The 15,260-nt window shown below is 68.4% G+C and carries 12 protein-coding genes; 2 read left to right on the top strand and 10 right to left on the bottom strand.

Features of this window, described 5'->3' with window-relative positions; translation table 11 throughout:
* Positions 1-110 precede the first annotated feature (110 nt).
* On the bottom strand, positions 111-3,536 hold the full coding sequence (locus GSQ95_RS19505) for an AAA family ATPase (protein WP_158895261.1): 3,426 nt from the start codon (positions 3,534-3,536) through the stop codon (positions 111-113).
* A gap of 172 nt (positions 3,537-3,708) precedes the next feature.
* Between GSQ95_RS19505 and GSQ95_RS19500 the strand changes: the two genes are divergently transcribed.
* A complete protein-coding gene (locus GSQ95_RS19500) occupies positions 3,709-3,846 on the top strand; it encodes a hypothetical protein (RefSeq protein WP_158895263.1) in 138 nt (45 codons plus the stop codon).
* Here the strand turns inward: GSQ95_RS19500 and GSQ95_RS19495 are convergent, their stop codons facing one another.
* Positions 3,847-4,800: an SDR family NAD(P)-dependent oxidoreductase gene (locus GSQ95_RS19495; RefSeq protein ID WP_158895265.1), complete on the bottom strand. Its 954-nt coding sequence runs from the start codon at positions 4,798-4,800 to the stop codon at positions 3,847-3,849.
* Positions 4,801-4,906: 106 nt separating this feature from the next.
* On the opposite strand from GSQ95_RS19495, the gene GSQ95_RS19490 reads away from it, so the two are divergent.
* On the top strand, positions 4,907-5,842 hold the full coding sequence (locus tag GSQ95_RS19490) for an AraC family transcriptional regulator (protein WP_158895267.1): 936 nt from the start codon (positions 4,907-4,909) through the stop codon (positions 5,840-5,842).
* A 320-nt stretch (positions 5,843-6,162) separates the two neighbouring features.
* Here the strand turns inward: GSQ95_RS19490 and GSQ95_RS19485 are convergent, their stop codons facing one another.
* From GSQ95_RS19485 to GSQ95_RS19450, 8 genes are all read right to left on the bottom strand, one after another.
* Positions 6,163-7,002 (bottom strand): SRPBCC family protein, encoded by an 840-nt coding sequence (locus GSQ95_RS19485; protein ID WP_158895269.1) that lies wholly within the window; start codon positions 7,000-7,002, stop codon positions 6,163-6,165.
* 100 nt (positions 7,003-7,102) lie between these two features.
* Positions 7,103-8,308, bottom strand: a complete 1,206-nt coding sequence (gene sbcD, locus GSQ95_RS19480) for an exonuclease subunit SbcD (RefSeq protein WP_158895303.1) — start codon at positions 8,306-8,308, stop codon at positions 7,103-7,105.
* Between the two features lie 183 nt (positions 8,309-8,491).
* On the bottom strand, positions 8,492-9,577 hold the full coding sequence (locus GSQ95_RS19475) for a sn-glycerol-3-phosphate import ATP-binding protein UgpC (protein WP_158895271.1): 1,086 nt from the start codon (positions 9,575-9,577) through the stop codon (positions 8,492-8,494).
* A 2-nt stretch (positions 9,578-9,579) separates the two neighbouring features.
* Entirely contained in the window at positions 9,580-10,425 is an 846-nt protein-coding gene (gene ugpE, locus GSQ95_RS19470) for a sn-glycerol-3-phosphate ABC transporter permease UgpE (protein ID WP_158895273.1), read from the bottom strand.
* On the bottom strand, positions 10,422-11,309 hold the full coding sequence (gene ugpA, locus GSQ95_RS19465) for a sn-glycerol-3-phosphate ABC transporter permease UgpA (RefSeq protein WP_158895275.1): 888 nt from the start codon (positions 11,307-11,309) through the stop codon (positions 10,422-10,424). Before ugpA ends, ugpE begins: the two co-directional genes overlap by 4 nt.
* A gap of 75 nt (positions 11,310-11,384) precedes the next feature.
* Complete coding sequence (ugpB, locus tag GSQ95_RS19460; RefSeq protein WP_158895277.1) at positions 11,385-12,701, bottom strand: sn-glycerol-3-phosphate ABC transporter substrate-binding protein UgpB; 1,317 nt, start codon at positions 12,699-12,701, stop codon at positions 11,385-11,387.
* Positions 12,702-12,916: 215 nt separating this feature from the next.
* Entirely contained in the window at positions 12,917-14,107 is a 1,191-nt protein-coding gene (locus GSQ95_RS19455) for an MFS transporter (RefSeq protein WP_158895279.1), read from the bottom strand.
* Between the two features lie 229 nt (positions 14,108-14,336).
* A complete protein-coding gene (locus tag GSQ95_RS19450; RefSeq protein WP_158895281.1) occupies positions 14,337-15,197 on the bottom strand; it encodes a LysR family transcriptional regulator in 861 nt (286 codons plus the stop codon).
* Positions 15,198-15,260: the final 63 nt, after the last annotated feature.

Raw genomic sequence — 15,260 nt, 5'->3', positions numbered from 1 at the left:
GTAGGAGAAGGAGATGTCATAGCGCCAGCAGAGATGGCGAACCTGTCTACGTTAACAGTTTCATCGTTTCGCTTCGCGCTGGGCTTCGACCACTGCACCGGAAAAATGACTCACTCGGTCGCGTTTTTCTCCACGGCATAGCGCCGCTCCAGACCGCTATGGCCCAGACCGACGCCCTTGCGCACCCTGAGCTGCACCGGGATGCGCTCCTTGAGCGCCTCCACGTGGCTGATGATGCCGATGGTCTTGCCGCTGGCATTGAGCTGATCGAGGGCATCCAGGGCGACCTCCAGGGTCTCGCCATCGAGGGTGCCGAAGCCTTCGTCGAGAAACAGCGAGTCGATGCCGGTGCGCTGGCTGACCAGATCCGACAGGGCCAGCGCCAGGGCCAGGCTGACCAGGAAGCTCTCACCGCCGGAGAGGGTACGGATATCGCGCAGGGCATCGGCCTGCCAGGTGTCGAGGATCTGCAATTCCAGTTCCGCCGCCTGGCGACGGATCAGCCGGTAGCGGCCATGCAGGCGCATGAGCTGACCATTGGCGAGATGCACCAGGTGATCCAGGGTCAGGCCCTGGGCGAACTTGCGGAATTTGGCGCCGTCGGCCGAGCCGATCAGGCCGTTGAGGTGTTGCCAGAGATCGTGATCGCGCTCCTGAGCGGCGATCTCGCCAAGCAGGACCTGCAGCCCATCGCGGCGGCGCTCGTCTTCGCGCAAGGCGGCGTTGACCTCGCCCTGGCGCTGGCCCAGGGCGCGCAATTCGGCGCTGGCAGCGGCCAGCTCGGCATCCAGCTCGGCGGCGCTGCGCTCGGTCTGCGGCTCGGCGTTCAGGGTGTTCAGGCGTTCCTGCGCCGCACCGGCCAGAGCGCGCGCCTCGGTCAGACCGGTCTCGAGACGGGTGCGCTCCAGCGTCAGAGCGCTGTGCTCGTGATCGTCCAGTTGCGCGGCGCGCCAGGCGTCGGCGTCGGCGAAGGCGCTGGCGGCCAGAGCGGTCTGCCACCGGGCGCCGGCTTCGCTGGCCAGCTGCACCTCGCCCGCCAGTCGCTCGTGCAGCGCCTGGTGGCTGCCCTGCAGCGCCGCACCCTGCTCACGGCAGTCTTCCCAGGTCGCGGTCGCCTCGGCGAGCACGGCCGCAGCGGCCTCCGGCGCCACCGGGACGGCGGCGCCCTCGCCGGCGCGCTGGCGCCAGGTCTCGACCAGCGGCGCGAGGGTGGCCAGGCGCTGGGCTATGTCCTTCAGGTGCTGCTGCAATTCCTGCGCTCGCTGGCGATCGGTCTGCCAGCGGCGCCACTCCTGTTCGCGCAGCGTCAGCCATTCGCCAGCACGACTGGGCACCTCGTGCCCCCAGCGCGCCAGCTCCGCACCCAACTGGCGCTCTGCCGTGACCTGTTGCGCCTCGGCCTCACGCTGTTCCCTGGCACCCTCCGCCAGACTTTGCTGCACTCGCTCCCAGGCCGCCTCGGCCAGCGCCTGGCGCTGTTCGGCATCGGCCTGCTGACGCGCCAGGCGCTGGGCTTCGTTGCGGCCTTCCTCGCCTTGCTGACGCAGGCCATCCAGGGTAGCGAGCACCTGCTGAATGCGCGCCAGCTCCTGATCCTGCCGGCGGCGCAATTCGGCCACCGCGCCGGGTGTTTCGGGATCGGCACCCAGGGCCGTGCAACGCTGACGCCAGAGTTCACCCAGTTGCTCCAGCTGCTGACTGGCCTCGGTCTGCTGTTCGGTGGCCTGATCCAGTTGCGCCTTGAGTGCGGCCAGGGCTTCGCTGAGCTCCTTGCCTTCCAGGGTCAGGCGCTCCAGTTCAGCCTTGGCGTCCTGCAGGGCAGTCTGGGTAGCGGAGACATCCAGGGCGGCATAGTCGGCCACCGCGGGGTGCTCGCGGGAACCGCACAGCGGACAGGGTTCGTCGGGCTGCAAGTCGGCGCGCTGGGCCTCCAGGCTGCGGATGACCCTTTCCTGTTCGAGCAGCTTCTCGCGCTCGCGCACCTGCTGGGCCACCTCGCGATAGCGTCCGCGCAGGGCGTCCAGGCGCACCTGGTGATCGCCATGCTGGCGCTGACGCTCACCCTGGCTGCGGGCCAGACGCTCCAGCTGCGTCTGCAGCTGGCGCCGGCGCTCGACCAGCTGATCCAGCTGATCCACCTCGTTGACCCGGCCCAGCGTGGCCTGCCAGAGGGCGCGCCAGGCCTTTTCGTCGCGGCCGTCCAGCGCCGCCTGCCAGCGTTCGCGCTGGGCCTGCTCCGTCGCCTGGGCCTGGGCGGTCTGCTCGCGTGCCCGGGTCACCGCCTCCTGCTGGGCTTCGCGCTCCTCGGCCAGCAGCTGCAGCTGCCGGGTCTGCTCCTGCTGGCGGCGCGTCAGGCGCGCCAGGGCCTCGGCTCTTTCATCGCGCAGGGCCAGCTGGCTGCGCCAGTCGCCCAGGTGTTCGCCAAGTTCGGCATGACCACTGCGCTTGGCCAGGCTAAGTTCAAGATGCTGTTGTTCGTCCAGCGCCTGCGCCTGCTCCGCCTCGGCCTGGCGCAGTTGTTCGGCACTGGCGCCCAGGGTCTGGGCCAGGGCGCCATCGCGGCGACTGGCCAAGGCCTGGATCCGCTGATCGAGCTGGGCCAGTTCCTCCCGGCTGCGCTGTTCCCGCGCCGCGGCTTCGCGCCAGGCCTGCTCGACGGGCAGCAGCCGGGCCGCCGGTTCGGCCGCCGCCAGCCGCTGTCGCTGCGGCTCGGCAGCCTCCCAGGCCTGCTGCGCCGCGGCCAGGCGCGCCTGGGCCTGCTGCTCGTCCGCCGCCGCCTGCTCCACGGCGGACCGCCACTGGCGTTCGGTCTGCCAGGCCTTGAGGTCTGCCCCCAGTCGCTCTTCGCGTGCGGCCAGGCCGCTGCCCTCGGCGGCCAATGCCTGGCGGCGCTCGTCATCCAGCACCTCGACCCCGGCGACGCGCTGGCGCAGGCCGTCCAGGACGCCCTTGGCCTCCCGCGCGCGCTCGAACACCCGCTGGGAGATCTGCCCGTACACCGCGGTGCCGGTCAGCTCTTCCAACAATTCGGCGCGCTGGCTGGCACTGGCTTCCAGGAAGGCGGCGAAGCCCCCCTGGGCCAAGAGCATGGAGCGGGTGAAGCGCTCGAAGTCGAGGCCGGTGAGTTCTTCGGTGAGTCTGAGCTTGTCGCCGGTCTTTTCGGCGAGGATGCTGCCGTCGAGCCTGGCCAGTTCCACCTTGGGTGGCTGCAGGGCGCCATCGGCCCGATCCCGCGCGCGTCGCTGGCTCCAGAAGGCCCGATAGCGCTCGCCACGCACGGCGAATTCCACCTCGGCAAGACAGTCGCCGGTGTGGCGGGTCATGAGTTCGTTGCTCTCCCCACCCACCTTGCTCATGCGCGGCGTGCGGTGATAGAGCGCCAGGCAGATGGCGTCCAGCAGGGTGGTCTTGCCCGCCCCGGTCGGTCCGGTGATGGCGAACAGGCCACTGCTGGCGAAGGGTTCGGCGGTGAAGTCGATCTTCCACTCACCCTTGAGGGAATTGAGGTTCTTCAGGCGCAGGGTGAGGATCTTCATCGGGCTTTTCCAGGACGACTCGGCGAACCGCCGATTCTGGCATTGTTGGGCGCGCTCGCCCATGCCAACCGACCACTCGACCTGTGGTCGTGCCCACCGCTGAACTTGCTCCGGCCTTCGCTCTCAACTGCAAGGTATCGCTCTGCAACCACGTATCCCGGGAGGATTCGTCGTGCGCTCGCCTCTTTCCCCTTTCGATTTTCTCGGCATGCCCCTGCTGGTCGGTGTGGGCACCCTGGCACTGGTCAGCTGCAGTGGCGGCCACAAGGTCGCCGCGCTGTGGCAGCCGCTGGCGACCTGGCTGGTCTAGTCAGGCGAAGGCGTTGACGCCGGTCCACTGCGCCGACAGTTCCCAAAGGCGCTCCGCCGCCTCGGGGTCCAGCGCATGGGGCATCACCCCGGAGGCATCCGCGCTAGGGCTGTCCACCCGGCGCGCCAGGTTGCAGTCTTCGCAGTACCGCCCACCGCTACCGTCCAGTAGCGTCGACGTGGCCACCCACACCTGGGTAGCCGCGCCTTGTGCGGGTGACTTGAACGAGGGATCGACCGGTCGCCCCGCCGCATCAAGCCAGCCGGCGGCGATCATTTCCTCCCGCGGCAGATGGCGTTGCAAAGGCGTGAAGATCTTGCCGGGATGCACGGAGAAGGCGCGGATGCCCGCCTGCCTGGCCAGGCGATCCAGCTGCACCGCGAAGAGAGCATTGGCGGTTTTCGACTGACCATAGGCCAGCCACTTGTCATAGCTTCGAGTGAAATTCACGTCATCCCAGCGCATGCCGGACAACTGGTGCCCGGCCGACGAGACCTGGACCACCCGAGCGCCCGCTGCCAGCTGGGGCAGCAGCCGATTGACCAGGGCGTAATGCCCCAGGTGATTGATAGCGAACTGGGCCTCCCAACCCGGCCCCACCCGAGTTTCCGGGCAGGCCATCACCCCGGCGCTACCGATCAGGAGATCCAAGGTGCCGAGCCGCTGGGCGCAGCGCCGGGCGCAGTCGCGCACGCTCGCCAGATCACCCAGGTCAAGGCGCTCGATCTCAACCGTCGGCAACTCGCCCAGGCTGGCACGTGCCTGCCGTGGATCCCGGGCGGCGACGATGACCCGGGCGCCCGCGGCAGCCAGGGCGCGGGTCGTCTCCAAGCCGAGTCCCGAGTGACCTCCCGTTACTAGGGCGGTGGCGCCGGACAGGTCGAGGCCGCGGATCACCTCCCCGGCCGTGGAACGAGCATCGAAGGGTGACTGCAAGGGTATCTGGGTGTGCATAGCTACCTCGACAAGACCAATCCTGTTTGGCCGACAGTGTCGCGGCTGCACGCCTGGCATTGAATGCGGAATAATCCTCTTTTCTGTCGCGAGCGTCCGATTCCCCATGGATCCGCTATCGTCGGTGTTGCACACCCTGCATCCCCAGCATGTCCTCTTTGCCGGTCTGCGCGCCGGTCAGGCGTGGGCGCGGGCCTTTCCGCCACCGCCCGGCATCAAGTTCAATGCCGTCGTCGAGGGCAGGTGCTGGCTGAGCGTCGAGGGCCTGCCCCAGGCCATCCGGCTGGACGCGGGAGATTGCTTCCTCCTGACGCAGCAACGCGGCTTCGCGCTGGCCAGCGATCCTGGGTTGCCAAGAGAACCGGCCGAGCCGCTGTACGAGGCCGCGCCTGCCGGCATCGCCGAGCACGGGAGCGCCGACCAGTTCTTCTTGGTGGGGGGACGCTTCACCTTCGCCACCCAGGCGCGGCTGCTGTTCGACGGACTGGCACCGGCCATCGTCGTCCGCGGTGCATCCGAACAGGCGGCGCTACTGCGCTGGGCCTTGCCGCTGCTGGCCCGCGAATTGGCCGAGCCCGCGCCGGGTAGTGCGCTGGCCATCGAGCTCCTGGGCCAGTTGATGCTGATCCAGGCCTTGCGCCTGTACCTGACCGAGACCCAGCAGACCTTTCCCAACTGGCTGAGGGTCTTGTCCGATCACCAATTGGCACCGGCGATCCAGGCCATCCACGCCGATCCCGCGCGGCGCTGGACGGTCGCCGAATTGGCGGCGATCGCACGGATGTCCCGCTCGACCCTGGCGTTGAAGTTCAAGACCCGTGCCGGCCTCGCGCCCCTGGAGTACATCACCCGCTGGCGCATGTGGCTGGCCACCACTGCGCTCAGCCGTGGCGACCAGACCATCTCGGCCCTCGCGGCCCAACTCGGCTATCTGTCGGACAGCGCCTTCAGCCACGCCTTTCGCCGCGTCCTGGGGCAGTCGCCCCGGGCATACCGGGCGCTGACCCAGGCGGTGTCCAAGCGCCCGTGCAAAGGCTCGTGAGCTAGAGACCACAGAGACCGGGCCGGCGACCCAGAGCCTTTTCAAGGCAGTTTGGCCAACGCGCAGCTGGCGTTGAACAGGCTCCAGGGCATGACCACCGCCCTCATGCAGTGCTCACCCCTTGCCTTGAACAACTCAGAGCCGTAGCGAGGCTCATGGACTGGGCGAGCAGGTAGGTGGGTCCAGCTCGCCCTTCTAGGTCTGTTCGAGCAACCGCACTACAGCCTGCTGCGTACGCTGGCATGACGCGGAGTGAGGGTTTCCGAGTTGGGGCGGCCCCTATCGCGGGTAAGCGAACCCTGGCTAGGCCAGGGCACCCATCAGTTCACCTTCCCCGGAGTACCGAGACCGGCATCGAGATCGGCCTGGGGTTCGTCGGCCGGGCGGGTCACCGGCGGATGAGGCGGCGTCAGCGGGCGACCGCTGCGTGAGACCTCGGGGGTAGCGACCTCGCCGGTCTCCAGTTGCTGCTTGAGCCGCCGCAGGCCGAGATTGACCGCCTTGCCGGTAAAGCGGCTGATGCCTTCGGTGACGGCATGGCCGAGCCGGCCGGCCGGGGCCTCGCAGGCCAGCATGGCCTGGACCAGGGTGCCACGACCCTGGGGCGCATCGCTGAAGGTCAGACTGGCCTTGTGCGCCATGAAGGTACCGGGCACGGTGCTCCACAGCAGGAATTCGTTTTCGCGGCGCTCGCTCTGCTCCAGAATCCAGCTCAGGGTGCGCCCCAGGGGACCGGAGGCATGCCAGTGGCTGTCGCCATCGGCGCCCAGTTCGATGCGGTCGACGAAGGGCAGCAGCTCGCGCAGGTGCTGCAGGTCGGTGCAGTAGGCGAACACCTCGTCGCGTGGCTTGGCAATGATCACGCTGCGCTGGATGGCGGTGGGATTGCGCCAGCCCCAGCGCTGGGCCAGGGCCTGTTCGAAGGGCGATGGCTGCAGCGCGGCCTTGAATTCGCAGCGCTGGCGAACGCCGCGGCTGAGGGCCATGGCGCCCAGCGCCAGTCTCACGCAACCGGTGAGGCCACCGCTGCGCAGACCGCCAAGGATCAGCAGACCACCGCCAAGCAGGGACACCAGGCGCTCGGTGCCCTGGACGTTGGGCTGCTGGTCGTCGGAACGTGCGTGACGCGTGGCGGCGAGGGGTTGCGACAGGTCGTGCATGGGGTCTTCTCCGATATGGGCTGCATAGAGAGGGTGACCCCGGCGCAGCGGGCCTTGTTCCGGAGGAGAAATGCCGTCCGATGGACGCGTTTCGCTGCGATCAGGCAGGCAACTCGCCGAGAACCTCGCGGTAAAGGCTTTCCAGGCGGGTACGCAGGTCGTCGTCCAGGGTCTCTTCGGCCAGGCGCTGGCTGAAGACGTCGAGCGGGCTGAGCTCTTCCAGCGTTTCGCGCTGGGTACCCTGCAGGGTGGGCGCGATAGCGCTGCGCGCGCGCCTGACCCGCAGTACTTCCAGCGGCAACTCGGCCACCAGCGCGGAGATGCGCGGCTGCAGATCGGCCAGGTAGTCGTCACCGGCCACCACCACCTCGGCCCACACCGGGCACTCGGGGCGGCCGTCGGCCGCTGCCTCGATCAGGGCGGCGCCCAGGGTATCGAGGCTGCCCTGCACCACGGCCAGCGGCTGGAAACAGGGCACCGCCACGGGCGTCACCCGCTCCAGGGCCGCGCCGAACTCCACCAGCAGGACTTCCTTGGCGCGTTCCTCATCGAAACTCAGGCACAGCGGCGAGCCGCTGTAGCGCACCTGCTCCAGGCCGCCGACCCGCTGGGGGCGATGGATATGGCCGAGGGCGATGTAGTCCGCCGGCGGAAAGGCGCTGGTGGGAAAGGCGTCGAGGCTGCCGACATAGATCTCCCGTACCGACTCGCTGGTGCTGGCGCCCACGGTGGTCAGATGGCCGGTGGCGATGATCGGCAGGGCAACGCCCAGTTCGGCGCGGCGCGCCTCGGCCAGAGCGTACAACTCGGCATAGTGCTCCTGGATGGCCTGTTGCAGCGCCTGGCGCTTTTCCTCGGCGCTCTGTCCGGCCTGACTCTGCACCACATCCCGCGGACGCACGAAGGGAATGCCGCAGAGCAGCGCGCCGATCTCGCCGTCGCGGCGGCGCAATTCCAGCAGCTGGTCGGCTGGCGTCTCGCTGACGCAGGGGATCACCCGGGTGTCCAGGCAGGCCAGCAACTCGCGGGATTCCGCCAGCACCGCGGCGGAATCATGGTTGCCGCCGAGCACCACCAGGCTGGCGCCGGTGCCGCGCAGGGCGACGATGAAGCCGTTGTACAGCTCGCGGGCATAGCTTGGCGGCGTGGCGGTGTCGAAGATGTCCCCCGCCACCAGCACCACGTCCACCGCCTGCTCCGCCACCTGGTCGACCAGCCAGCCGAGAAAGGCGCGATGCTCGGCCTCGCGGGTGCGCCCGAGGAAATGCTGCCCCAGGTGCCAGTCGGAGGTGTGCAGCAGACGCAGACCGCTGGCAGGCGCGGCCTTGCGGGCGCGTCTGGCCCTGGGTTTTTCCTCGGGGGCAGCGGCGGGCAGATCGAACAGCGGGAGGTTTTCCATGGGTATCGGCGGTCAGAGCGGCAAAGGGCGCAGTATCCTCTCCAGGGCGCCTGAGGGAAACCGTCCCGCGCCCTGACCGGACCGGCGTGCCTAGCGCCGGGGATCGAGGCGCTGACCGGAGCCGGCATCGAACAGGTGCAGGTGCTCCTCCGGCGCGCGCAGCTGCAGGACGTGGCCCGGCGCCGGCCGCTGCTGATGGTGCAGGCGCACCACCAGCGCCTGCTCGCCCCAGCGCCCATGGGCCAGGTTGTCGGCGCCGAGGATTTCCAGGGTGCGGACCACCAGGGGCAGGCCCTGCTCCGAAACGCCGCAGGGCTGCAGGTGCTCGGGCCGGATGCCCAGGCAGACCGGACGTCCGGCCAGATGGCGATAGCCCGGCCCCAGCGGCAGGCGCACACCACCCGGCACGTCGCAGTGGCTGCCAGCGGCGTCGACCTGGCCGTCCAGCAGATTCATCGCCGGACTGCCGATGAAGCTGGCGACGAAGCGCGTCGCCGGACGTTCGTAGACCTCTACCGGGGTGCCGAGCTGCTCGACCACCCCCGCCTGCATCACCACCACCCGCTGGGCCAGGGTCATGGCCTCCACCTGGTCATGGGTGACATAGAGGCAGGTGGTCTTGAGCCGCTGGTGCAGCTGCTGCAATTCCAGGCGCATCTGCACCCGCAGCTTGGCGTCCAGGTTGGAGAGCGGCTCGTCGAACAGGAACACCGCCGGATCACGCACCAGGGCGCGGCCCATGGCCACCCGCTGGCGCTGGCCGCCGGACAGCTCTCGCGGCCGCCGCTCGAGCAGGCCATCGAGTTCCAGGATGCGCGCCGCCTCCTGGACCCGGGTGGCGATCTCGGTACGGCCGAGACCGGCGATCTTGAGGCCCCAGGCCAGATTCTCGGCCACGCTCATGTGCGGATAGAGGGCATAGTTCTGGAACACCATGGCGATGCCGCGCGCCTTGGGTTCCAGCGCAGTGACGTCCCGGCTGCCGATATGGATGCTGCCGGCGCTGACCCGCTCCAGTCCGGCCACCAGCCGCAGCAGGGTGGACTTGCCGCAGCCCGAAGGCCCTATCAGCACGATGAATTCGCCATCCGCCACCTGCAGATCGAGGGGCTGGATGACCTGGGTCTTGCCGCCGTTCCAGCTCTTGGAAACGGCCCTGAGTTCGAGGTTTGCCATGGTTACTTTTCGCTATCCACCAGACCGCGCACGAAGGCGCGTTGCATGACCATTACCACCGCCACCGGCGGGATCAGGGTGAGCAGCATGGCTGCCATCACCTGGTTCCATTGCGGCGCTCGCTCGCCGAGCGAGAGCATGCCGCGAATGCCCGCCACGGCCGTGCCGAGGTCGGGGTTGCTGACGATCAGCAGCGACCAGAGGTACTGGTTCCAGCCGTAGATGAAGGTGATGACGAACAGCGCCGCCAGGTTGGTCCGCGACAGCGGCAGGACGATGTCGCGAAAGAAGCGCAGCGGCGAGGCGCCATCGATGCGCGCCGCTTCGAGCAATTCCTCGGGCAGCGTCAGAAAGAACTGGCGGAACAGGAAGGTGGCGGTGGCCGAGGCCATCAGCGGCAGGGTCAGGCCGGCGTAGCTGTCCAGCATGCCCAGGTGGCCGATGGTGTCCACGGTGGGAAAGATGCGCACCTCCACTGGCAGCATCAGGGTGATGAAGATCAGCCAGAAAGCCAGGGTGCGCAGCGGAAAGCGAAACCAGACGATGGCGAAGGCCGAGAGGATGGAGACCGCCAGCTTGCCCAGGGTGATGCCCAGCGCCATCAGGAAGCTGTTGAGCAGCAGCAGCCAGAAGGGTGCGGTGCTGTTGCCCACGCCCTGGGTCCAGATCAGGCTGAGGTTGTCCCAGAGATGGTGCCCCGGGATCAGGCTCATGGGCGTGGCGAACACCGCGCGGTCGTCGAGGGTGGCGGCCACGAAGGCCACATAGAGCGGAAAGAGGATGACGCCGATGCCCAGTACCAGCATCAGGTGGCACAGCAGCGTCAGCCCGCGACGATTCTCGATCATTGATAGCGCACCCGGCGTTCGACGTAGCGGAACTGCACCACCGTGAGCACGATGACCAGCAGCATCAGCACCACCGACTGGGCGGCGGAGGCGGCGAGATCGAGTCCGGTGAAGCCCTCGCGATAGATCTTGTAGATCAGGGTGGTGGTGGCCTGTACCGGCCCGCCGCCAGTGGCCGCGTCGATCACCGGAAAGGTGTCGAAGAAGGCGTAGACCAGGTTGACCACCAGCAGGAAGAAGCTGACCGGCGCGATCAGCGGCAGCGACAGCTGCAGGAAGCGGCGCAGCGGCCCGGCGCCGTCGATGGCGGCAGCCTCCAGCAGCGAGCGCGGGATGGATTGCAGCGCCGCGAAGAAGAACAGGAAGTTGTAGCTGATCTGCTTCCACACCGAAGCGAGCACCACCAGAAACAGCGCCTGACCGGCGTTCTGGGCGTGGTTCCAGTGATAGCCGTAGCGCTCCAGCACCAGGGTGAGCAGACCGAGACCGGGGTTGAACAGAAAGATCCACAACACCGCGGCGATGGCCGGGGCCACCGCATAGGGCAGCAGCAGCAGAGTCTGGTAGATCCGGCTGCCACGCACCACCAGATCGACCAGGGCCGCGAGGACCAGGGACACCAGCAGGCCGAAGCCGGTCACCAGGGCGCTGAAGGTCAGGGTGGTCCAGAAGGAGGCCAGATACAGCGGGTCCTGGAACAGCTGACGGAAGTTGTCGAGGCCGACGAACTGGCTGGACAGGCCGAAGGGATCGACGCTCTGCAACGAATACCAGAGCGTCTTGCCGGCGGGCCAGAGAAAGAACACGGCGGTGATCGCCAGCTGCGGCGCGAGCAGCGCATAGGGCAGCCAGCCGGAAGGAAAGACCTGACGGGATGTGGACATGGGCGCACGCATCGTCGCGAAAAGAGGAGCGGCGCCGGCAGTCGTCGGCAGGCGCCGCCAGGGCGGACCCCAGGCTTACTGGGTGGATTTCTCGAAGCGGCGCAACAGCACGTTGCCGCGCTGCACGGCGGTATCCAGCGCCTGTTGCGGGGCCTGCTTGCCGGTCCAGACGCTTTCCAGCTCTTCATCGATCACCGCGCGGATCTGCGGCATGTTGCCCAGGCGCAGGTCCTTGGTGAAGGCCAGTGGCGGCTTGTTCAGCATCTGCCGGGTGGCGATGTCGGTCCCCGGATTCTTGCTGTAGAAGCCCTGCTCGCGGGTCAGGTCGTAGGCCGCCTTGGTGATCGGCAGGTAGCCGGTCAGCTGGTGCCATTCAGCGGCGATCTCCGGCTGCGCCAGGAAGGCGAGAAATTCGGCCACGCCGCGCTTCACCGCGGCATCCTGGCCCTTGAACACCCAGAGGCTGGCGCCGCCGATGATGGCGTTCTGGGGAGCGCCCTTGAGGTCGCCGTCGTAGGGCATCATGGCCACGCCGAAGTCGAACTTGGCATAGTGGCGGATGTTGGCCAGCGAGCCGGACGAGGTGGTCAGCATGGCGCAGTCGCCGTTGTAGAACTTCTCCGTGGGTTCGTCCTTGCGGCCAACGTAGGTGAAGTTACCGCGCTTGCCCATCTCCTGCAACAGGGCGATGTGCTTGACCTGCGGCGCCTGGTTGAAGTCCAGCACGGCATCGGTCCCCAGGTAGCCGTTGTCCCGGCTGGCGAAGGGCAGGCCGTTCCAGGCGCTGAAGTTTTCCAGCTGCACCCAGCTCTGCCAGCCGCTGGTGTAACCGCACTTGAGACCGGCGGCGCGCAGCTTGGCGCTGTCTTCGGCCAGGTCCTTCCAGGTCTTGGGCGGCGCTTCCGGATCGAGGCCGGCCTGCTTGAAGGCGGCCTTGTTGTAGTAGAGCACCGGGGTGGAACTGTTGAACGGCATGGACAGCAGTTGACCGGTCTTGGCGTCGCTGGAGTAGCTGGCGACGGTGGGTACGAAGCCCGCTTCATCCAGCTTCAGGCCCGCGTCCTTGAACACCTGGTAGACCGGCTCGATGGCCTTGGAGGCCATCATGGTCGCGGTGCCCACCTCGTAGACCTGCAGAATGGCCGGCGGCTTGCCGGTCCGGAAGGCCGCGATGCCAGCCGCCAGACTTTGCTCGTAGTCGCCCTTGTACACCGGCTGCACCTGGAATTCCGGGTGCGCCTGGTTGAAGCGCTGGGCCAGGGAGTCGACCTCCTTGCCAAGCTCCGCATCCATTGAATGCCAGAAGGGAATGGGCGTCGCCGCCCACACCGGGCCACCACTCACCAGCCCGAGCACCAATCCCAACGTCATACCGCGAAGCGAAGCCTGCATGTCTGTGCCGCCCTTGTCGATAGCCTGAGGATCGAAGGCGCGAAATCGCGCCTTCCTGTTCGAAAGGCAACATGCCAGGCAGAGATGACAGTCAGGCTACAGCGAAGACAGCTCGTACGCTCCCGCCGAAAGCACCGTCTTAGAGCCTTTCGCGGGCGAAACCCCTGCGGCGCGGTGGCAGCCTGGCGCGGCCAGGTCGCCACAGCGGCCAGGCGCTAGCAGCGACTCGCGGGCGGCGACGCCAGGGTCAACCGCTGCACCAGGCTGGGCACCAGGCTCAGCACGCCCAGCAGCGCCATCCCCAGACCGACCCACAGGGGCGCGCGCAGGCCCTGGCCGGCATCGATGGCCGCGCCGCCGGCCCAGGCACCCACTGCCAGGCCCGCGGTGATCACCGAGGTATGCAGGGTGTTGACCAGGGGCCCTGGGGTGGCCGCGGCCATGACCCGGGCGACCATGGCCGGGTTGAGCGCCACCCCGGTCAGGCCGATCAGCGCCAGGGCCAGGAGGCTGGCCGCGGCACTGTCGGCGCAGCTGACGAACAGGGCGAAGCCCAGCGCCAGCACCGCCAGGCCGACACCCTGTACCTTGAGGGTGTAGCGATCGGCCAGGCGGCCCACCAGCAGATTGCCCAGCACGTTGGCGAGGCCGTACCCCATCAGCAACCAGGGAATGGTGGTGGACGCGAAACCCGTGACCTGGATGAGGATGGGCGAGAAGTAGCTGAAACCGGCGAAGGTCGCGCCGATGATCAGGCCGCTGGTGAGGTAGGCCGCCCAGAGCCGGGCGCTGACCAGGGTGCGCAGCTCGTCACCCAGCTGCCCGGCCGCGCGTGCCGGCGTGCGCGGCACGCACAGGCCGACCAGCAGGGTGCAGCAGGCCGCCAGCAGGGCGACCGCCCAGAAGCTGGCGCGCCAGCCGGCCAGTTGCTCGATCAGCACCGTGCCCGGCACGCCGAATACCGGCGCCAGCATGAGGCCGGACAGGATCAGCGAGGCTGCCCGGCCGCGGCGATCCGGCGTGACCAGCTTGGCGCCCAGGGTCAGGCACAGGCCGATGCTGGCGGAGCTGGCGATGCCCATGAGCACCCGCCCCGCCGCCATGACCGGATAGCTGGCCGCCAGCGCGGCGACCACGGCGCCCGCTAGATAGAGCGCCAGCAGCCACAGCAGCGCCGATTTTTCCGCCAAGCGCAGGGCCAGCAGCAACAGGGTCAGCGGCGGGCCGCCCAGGGCCATGCCCAGGGCATACCAGGAGATCAGATAGCCGATCTGGCCGATGGAGACGCCAAGATCGGCGGCCAGCGCCGGCATCATGCCGGCCACCATGAATTCGGCGGTGGTCAGCGCGAAGATGGTCAGGGCCAGCAGATAGATGAGACGGGGGATGGCGGGTGGGGCATTCATGACAGCGGGATATTCCAGAAAAGCGGACAGGAGCGGCGGTAGCGGGCCGGATGCAGGGGCCGATCCCGGGTATTTCGGGAGGCGACAGCTCAGGCGGTCGCAGAGGGTCCGAGTGGTCTCGGGAGGTGTCCGTTCCAGGTGGAACGACGAATCGACAGGCGGCAGGTCGCGCGCCAGGGCCGGCACCTTAGTGGCTGCGCGTCGCCTGGTCAAACCTCGCGCCGCCTGGCTAGAGGCGAAAATCCTCGGCGATCAGCCCGGCCAGAGAGGCGCAGGCGGGGCTGCGCTCGCCCGGTGGCGAGGCCAGCCGCAGCTCGTGCACCGGCAGTTGCGCAAAGCCCTCTTCCGGCGTCAGTTCGCGCATCGGCGGGGTCATGCGCGCCCGGTCGGTGATGGCCACGGCCTGGCCCAGCTCGACCGCCGCTTCCAATGCCGAAGAGGCGGCACTGGTCACCACCGCATGCCAGCGCCGGCCCTGGCGGATCAGCAGGTCGATGCCCAGTTCGCGATAGCTGCAGCCCTCGCCGTGCAGCGCCAGGGGCACGCTGGCGTCCGGGCTCAGTTGCAGGCCGGGACCGGCGACCCACACCGGCTGGGTATGGCCGAATCTCTGGCCGTCCGCCCGATCGGTGCGGGGCGGTCCCACCAGCAGCGCCAGGTCCAGCAGTCCCTGGCCGAGCCAGCGCCGGAGCTGGCTGCTGTTGCCGGTCAGCACCTGCAGGACGATCCCGGGATGCTCGCCCTGCAAGCGCGGCAGCACGGCCTTGAGCAGGCGGGCGGCATAGTCTTCGGCCACGCCCAGGCGCACCTCACCCACCACCGGCTGGCCGGTGAGACCGGCGAGGATGCGGTCATGGGCCTGCAGCAGGTCGGCGGTCTCCAGCAGCACGCGGCGCCCGAGCGGGGTCAGGGTCACCGCCTGGTTGTCGCGCTCGAACAGCCGGCCGCCGGTCTGCTCCTCCAGTCGGCGGATCTGGCTGCTCACCGCCGAGGGACTGCGATTGAGCTGCAGGGAGGCGGCGCGAAACTGCCCCAGCCGCACGATGGTGTGAAAGGTCCGCAGGACGTCGATATCGAGAGGTGCGGGCATGATGCGTTTTTATCGAACCATAGCTACAGATAATGTCGTTTGAGTGTATTACCACCCTGGGCC

This window comes from Pseudomonas sp. BAV 4579, from assembly GCF_009765395.1.
Lineage (GTDB): Bacteria > Pseudomonadota > Gammaproteobacteria > Pseudomonadales > Pseudomonadaceae > Chryseomonas > Chryseomonas aestiva.
Note: the sequence above shows the minus strand (reverse complement) of the source record. Positions and strands in the feature narration are given on the sequence as shown.

Coding starts and splice junctions, on each gene's coding strand:
- GSQ95_RS19505 (WP_158895261.1), bottom strand. CDS start 3,536: ATGAAGATCCTCACCCTGCGCCTGAAGAACCTCAATTCCCTCAAGGGT.
- GSQ95_RS19495 (WP_158895265.1), bottom strand. CDS start 4,800: ATGCACACCCAGATACCCTTGCAGTCACCCTTCGATGCTCGTTCCACG.
- GSQ95_RS19490 (WP_158895267.1), top strand. CDS start 4,907: ATGGATCCGCTATCGTCGGTGTTGCACACCCTGCATCCCCAGCATGTC.
- GSQ95_RS19485 (WP_158895269.1), bottom strand. CDS start 7,002: ATGCACGACCTGTCGCAACCCCTCGCCGCCACGCGTCACGCACGTTCC.
- GSQ95_RS19475 (WP_158895271.1), bottom strand. CDS start 9,577: ATGGCAAACCTCGAACTCAGGGCCGTTTCCAAGAGCTGGAACGGCGGC.
- ugpE (WP_158895273.1), bottom strand. CDS start 10,425: ATGATCGAGAATCGTCGCGGGCTGACGCTGCTGTGCCACCTGATGCTG.
- ugpA (WP_158895275.1), bottom strand. CDS start 11,309: ATGTCCACATCCCGTCAGGTCTTTCCTTCCGGCTGGCTGCCCTATGCG.
- ugpB (WP_158895277.1), bottom strand. CDS start 12,701: ATGCAGGCTTCGCTTCGCGGTATGACGTTGGGATTGGTGCTCGGGCTG.
- GSQ95_RS19455 (WP_158895279.1), bottom strand. CDS start 14,107: ATGAATGCCCCACCCGCCATCCCCCGTCTCATCTATCTGCTGGCCCTG.
- GSQ95_RS19450 (WP_158895281.1), bottom strand. CDS start 15,197: ATGCCCGCACCTCTCGATATCGACGTCCTGCGGACCTTTCACACCATC.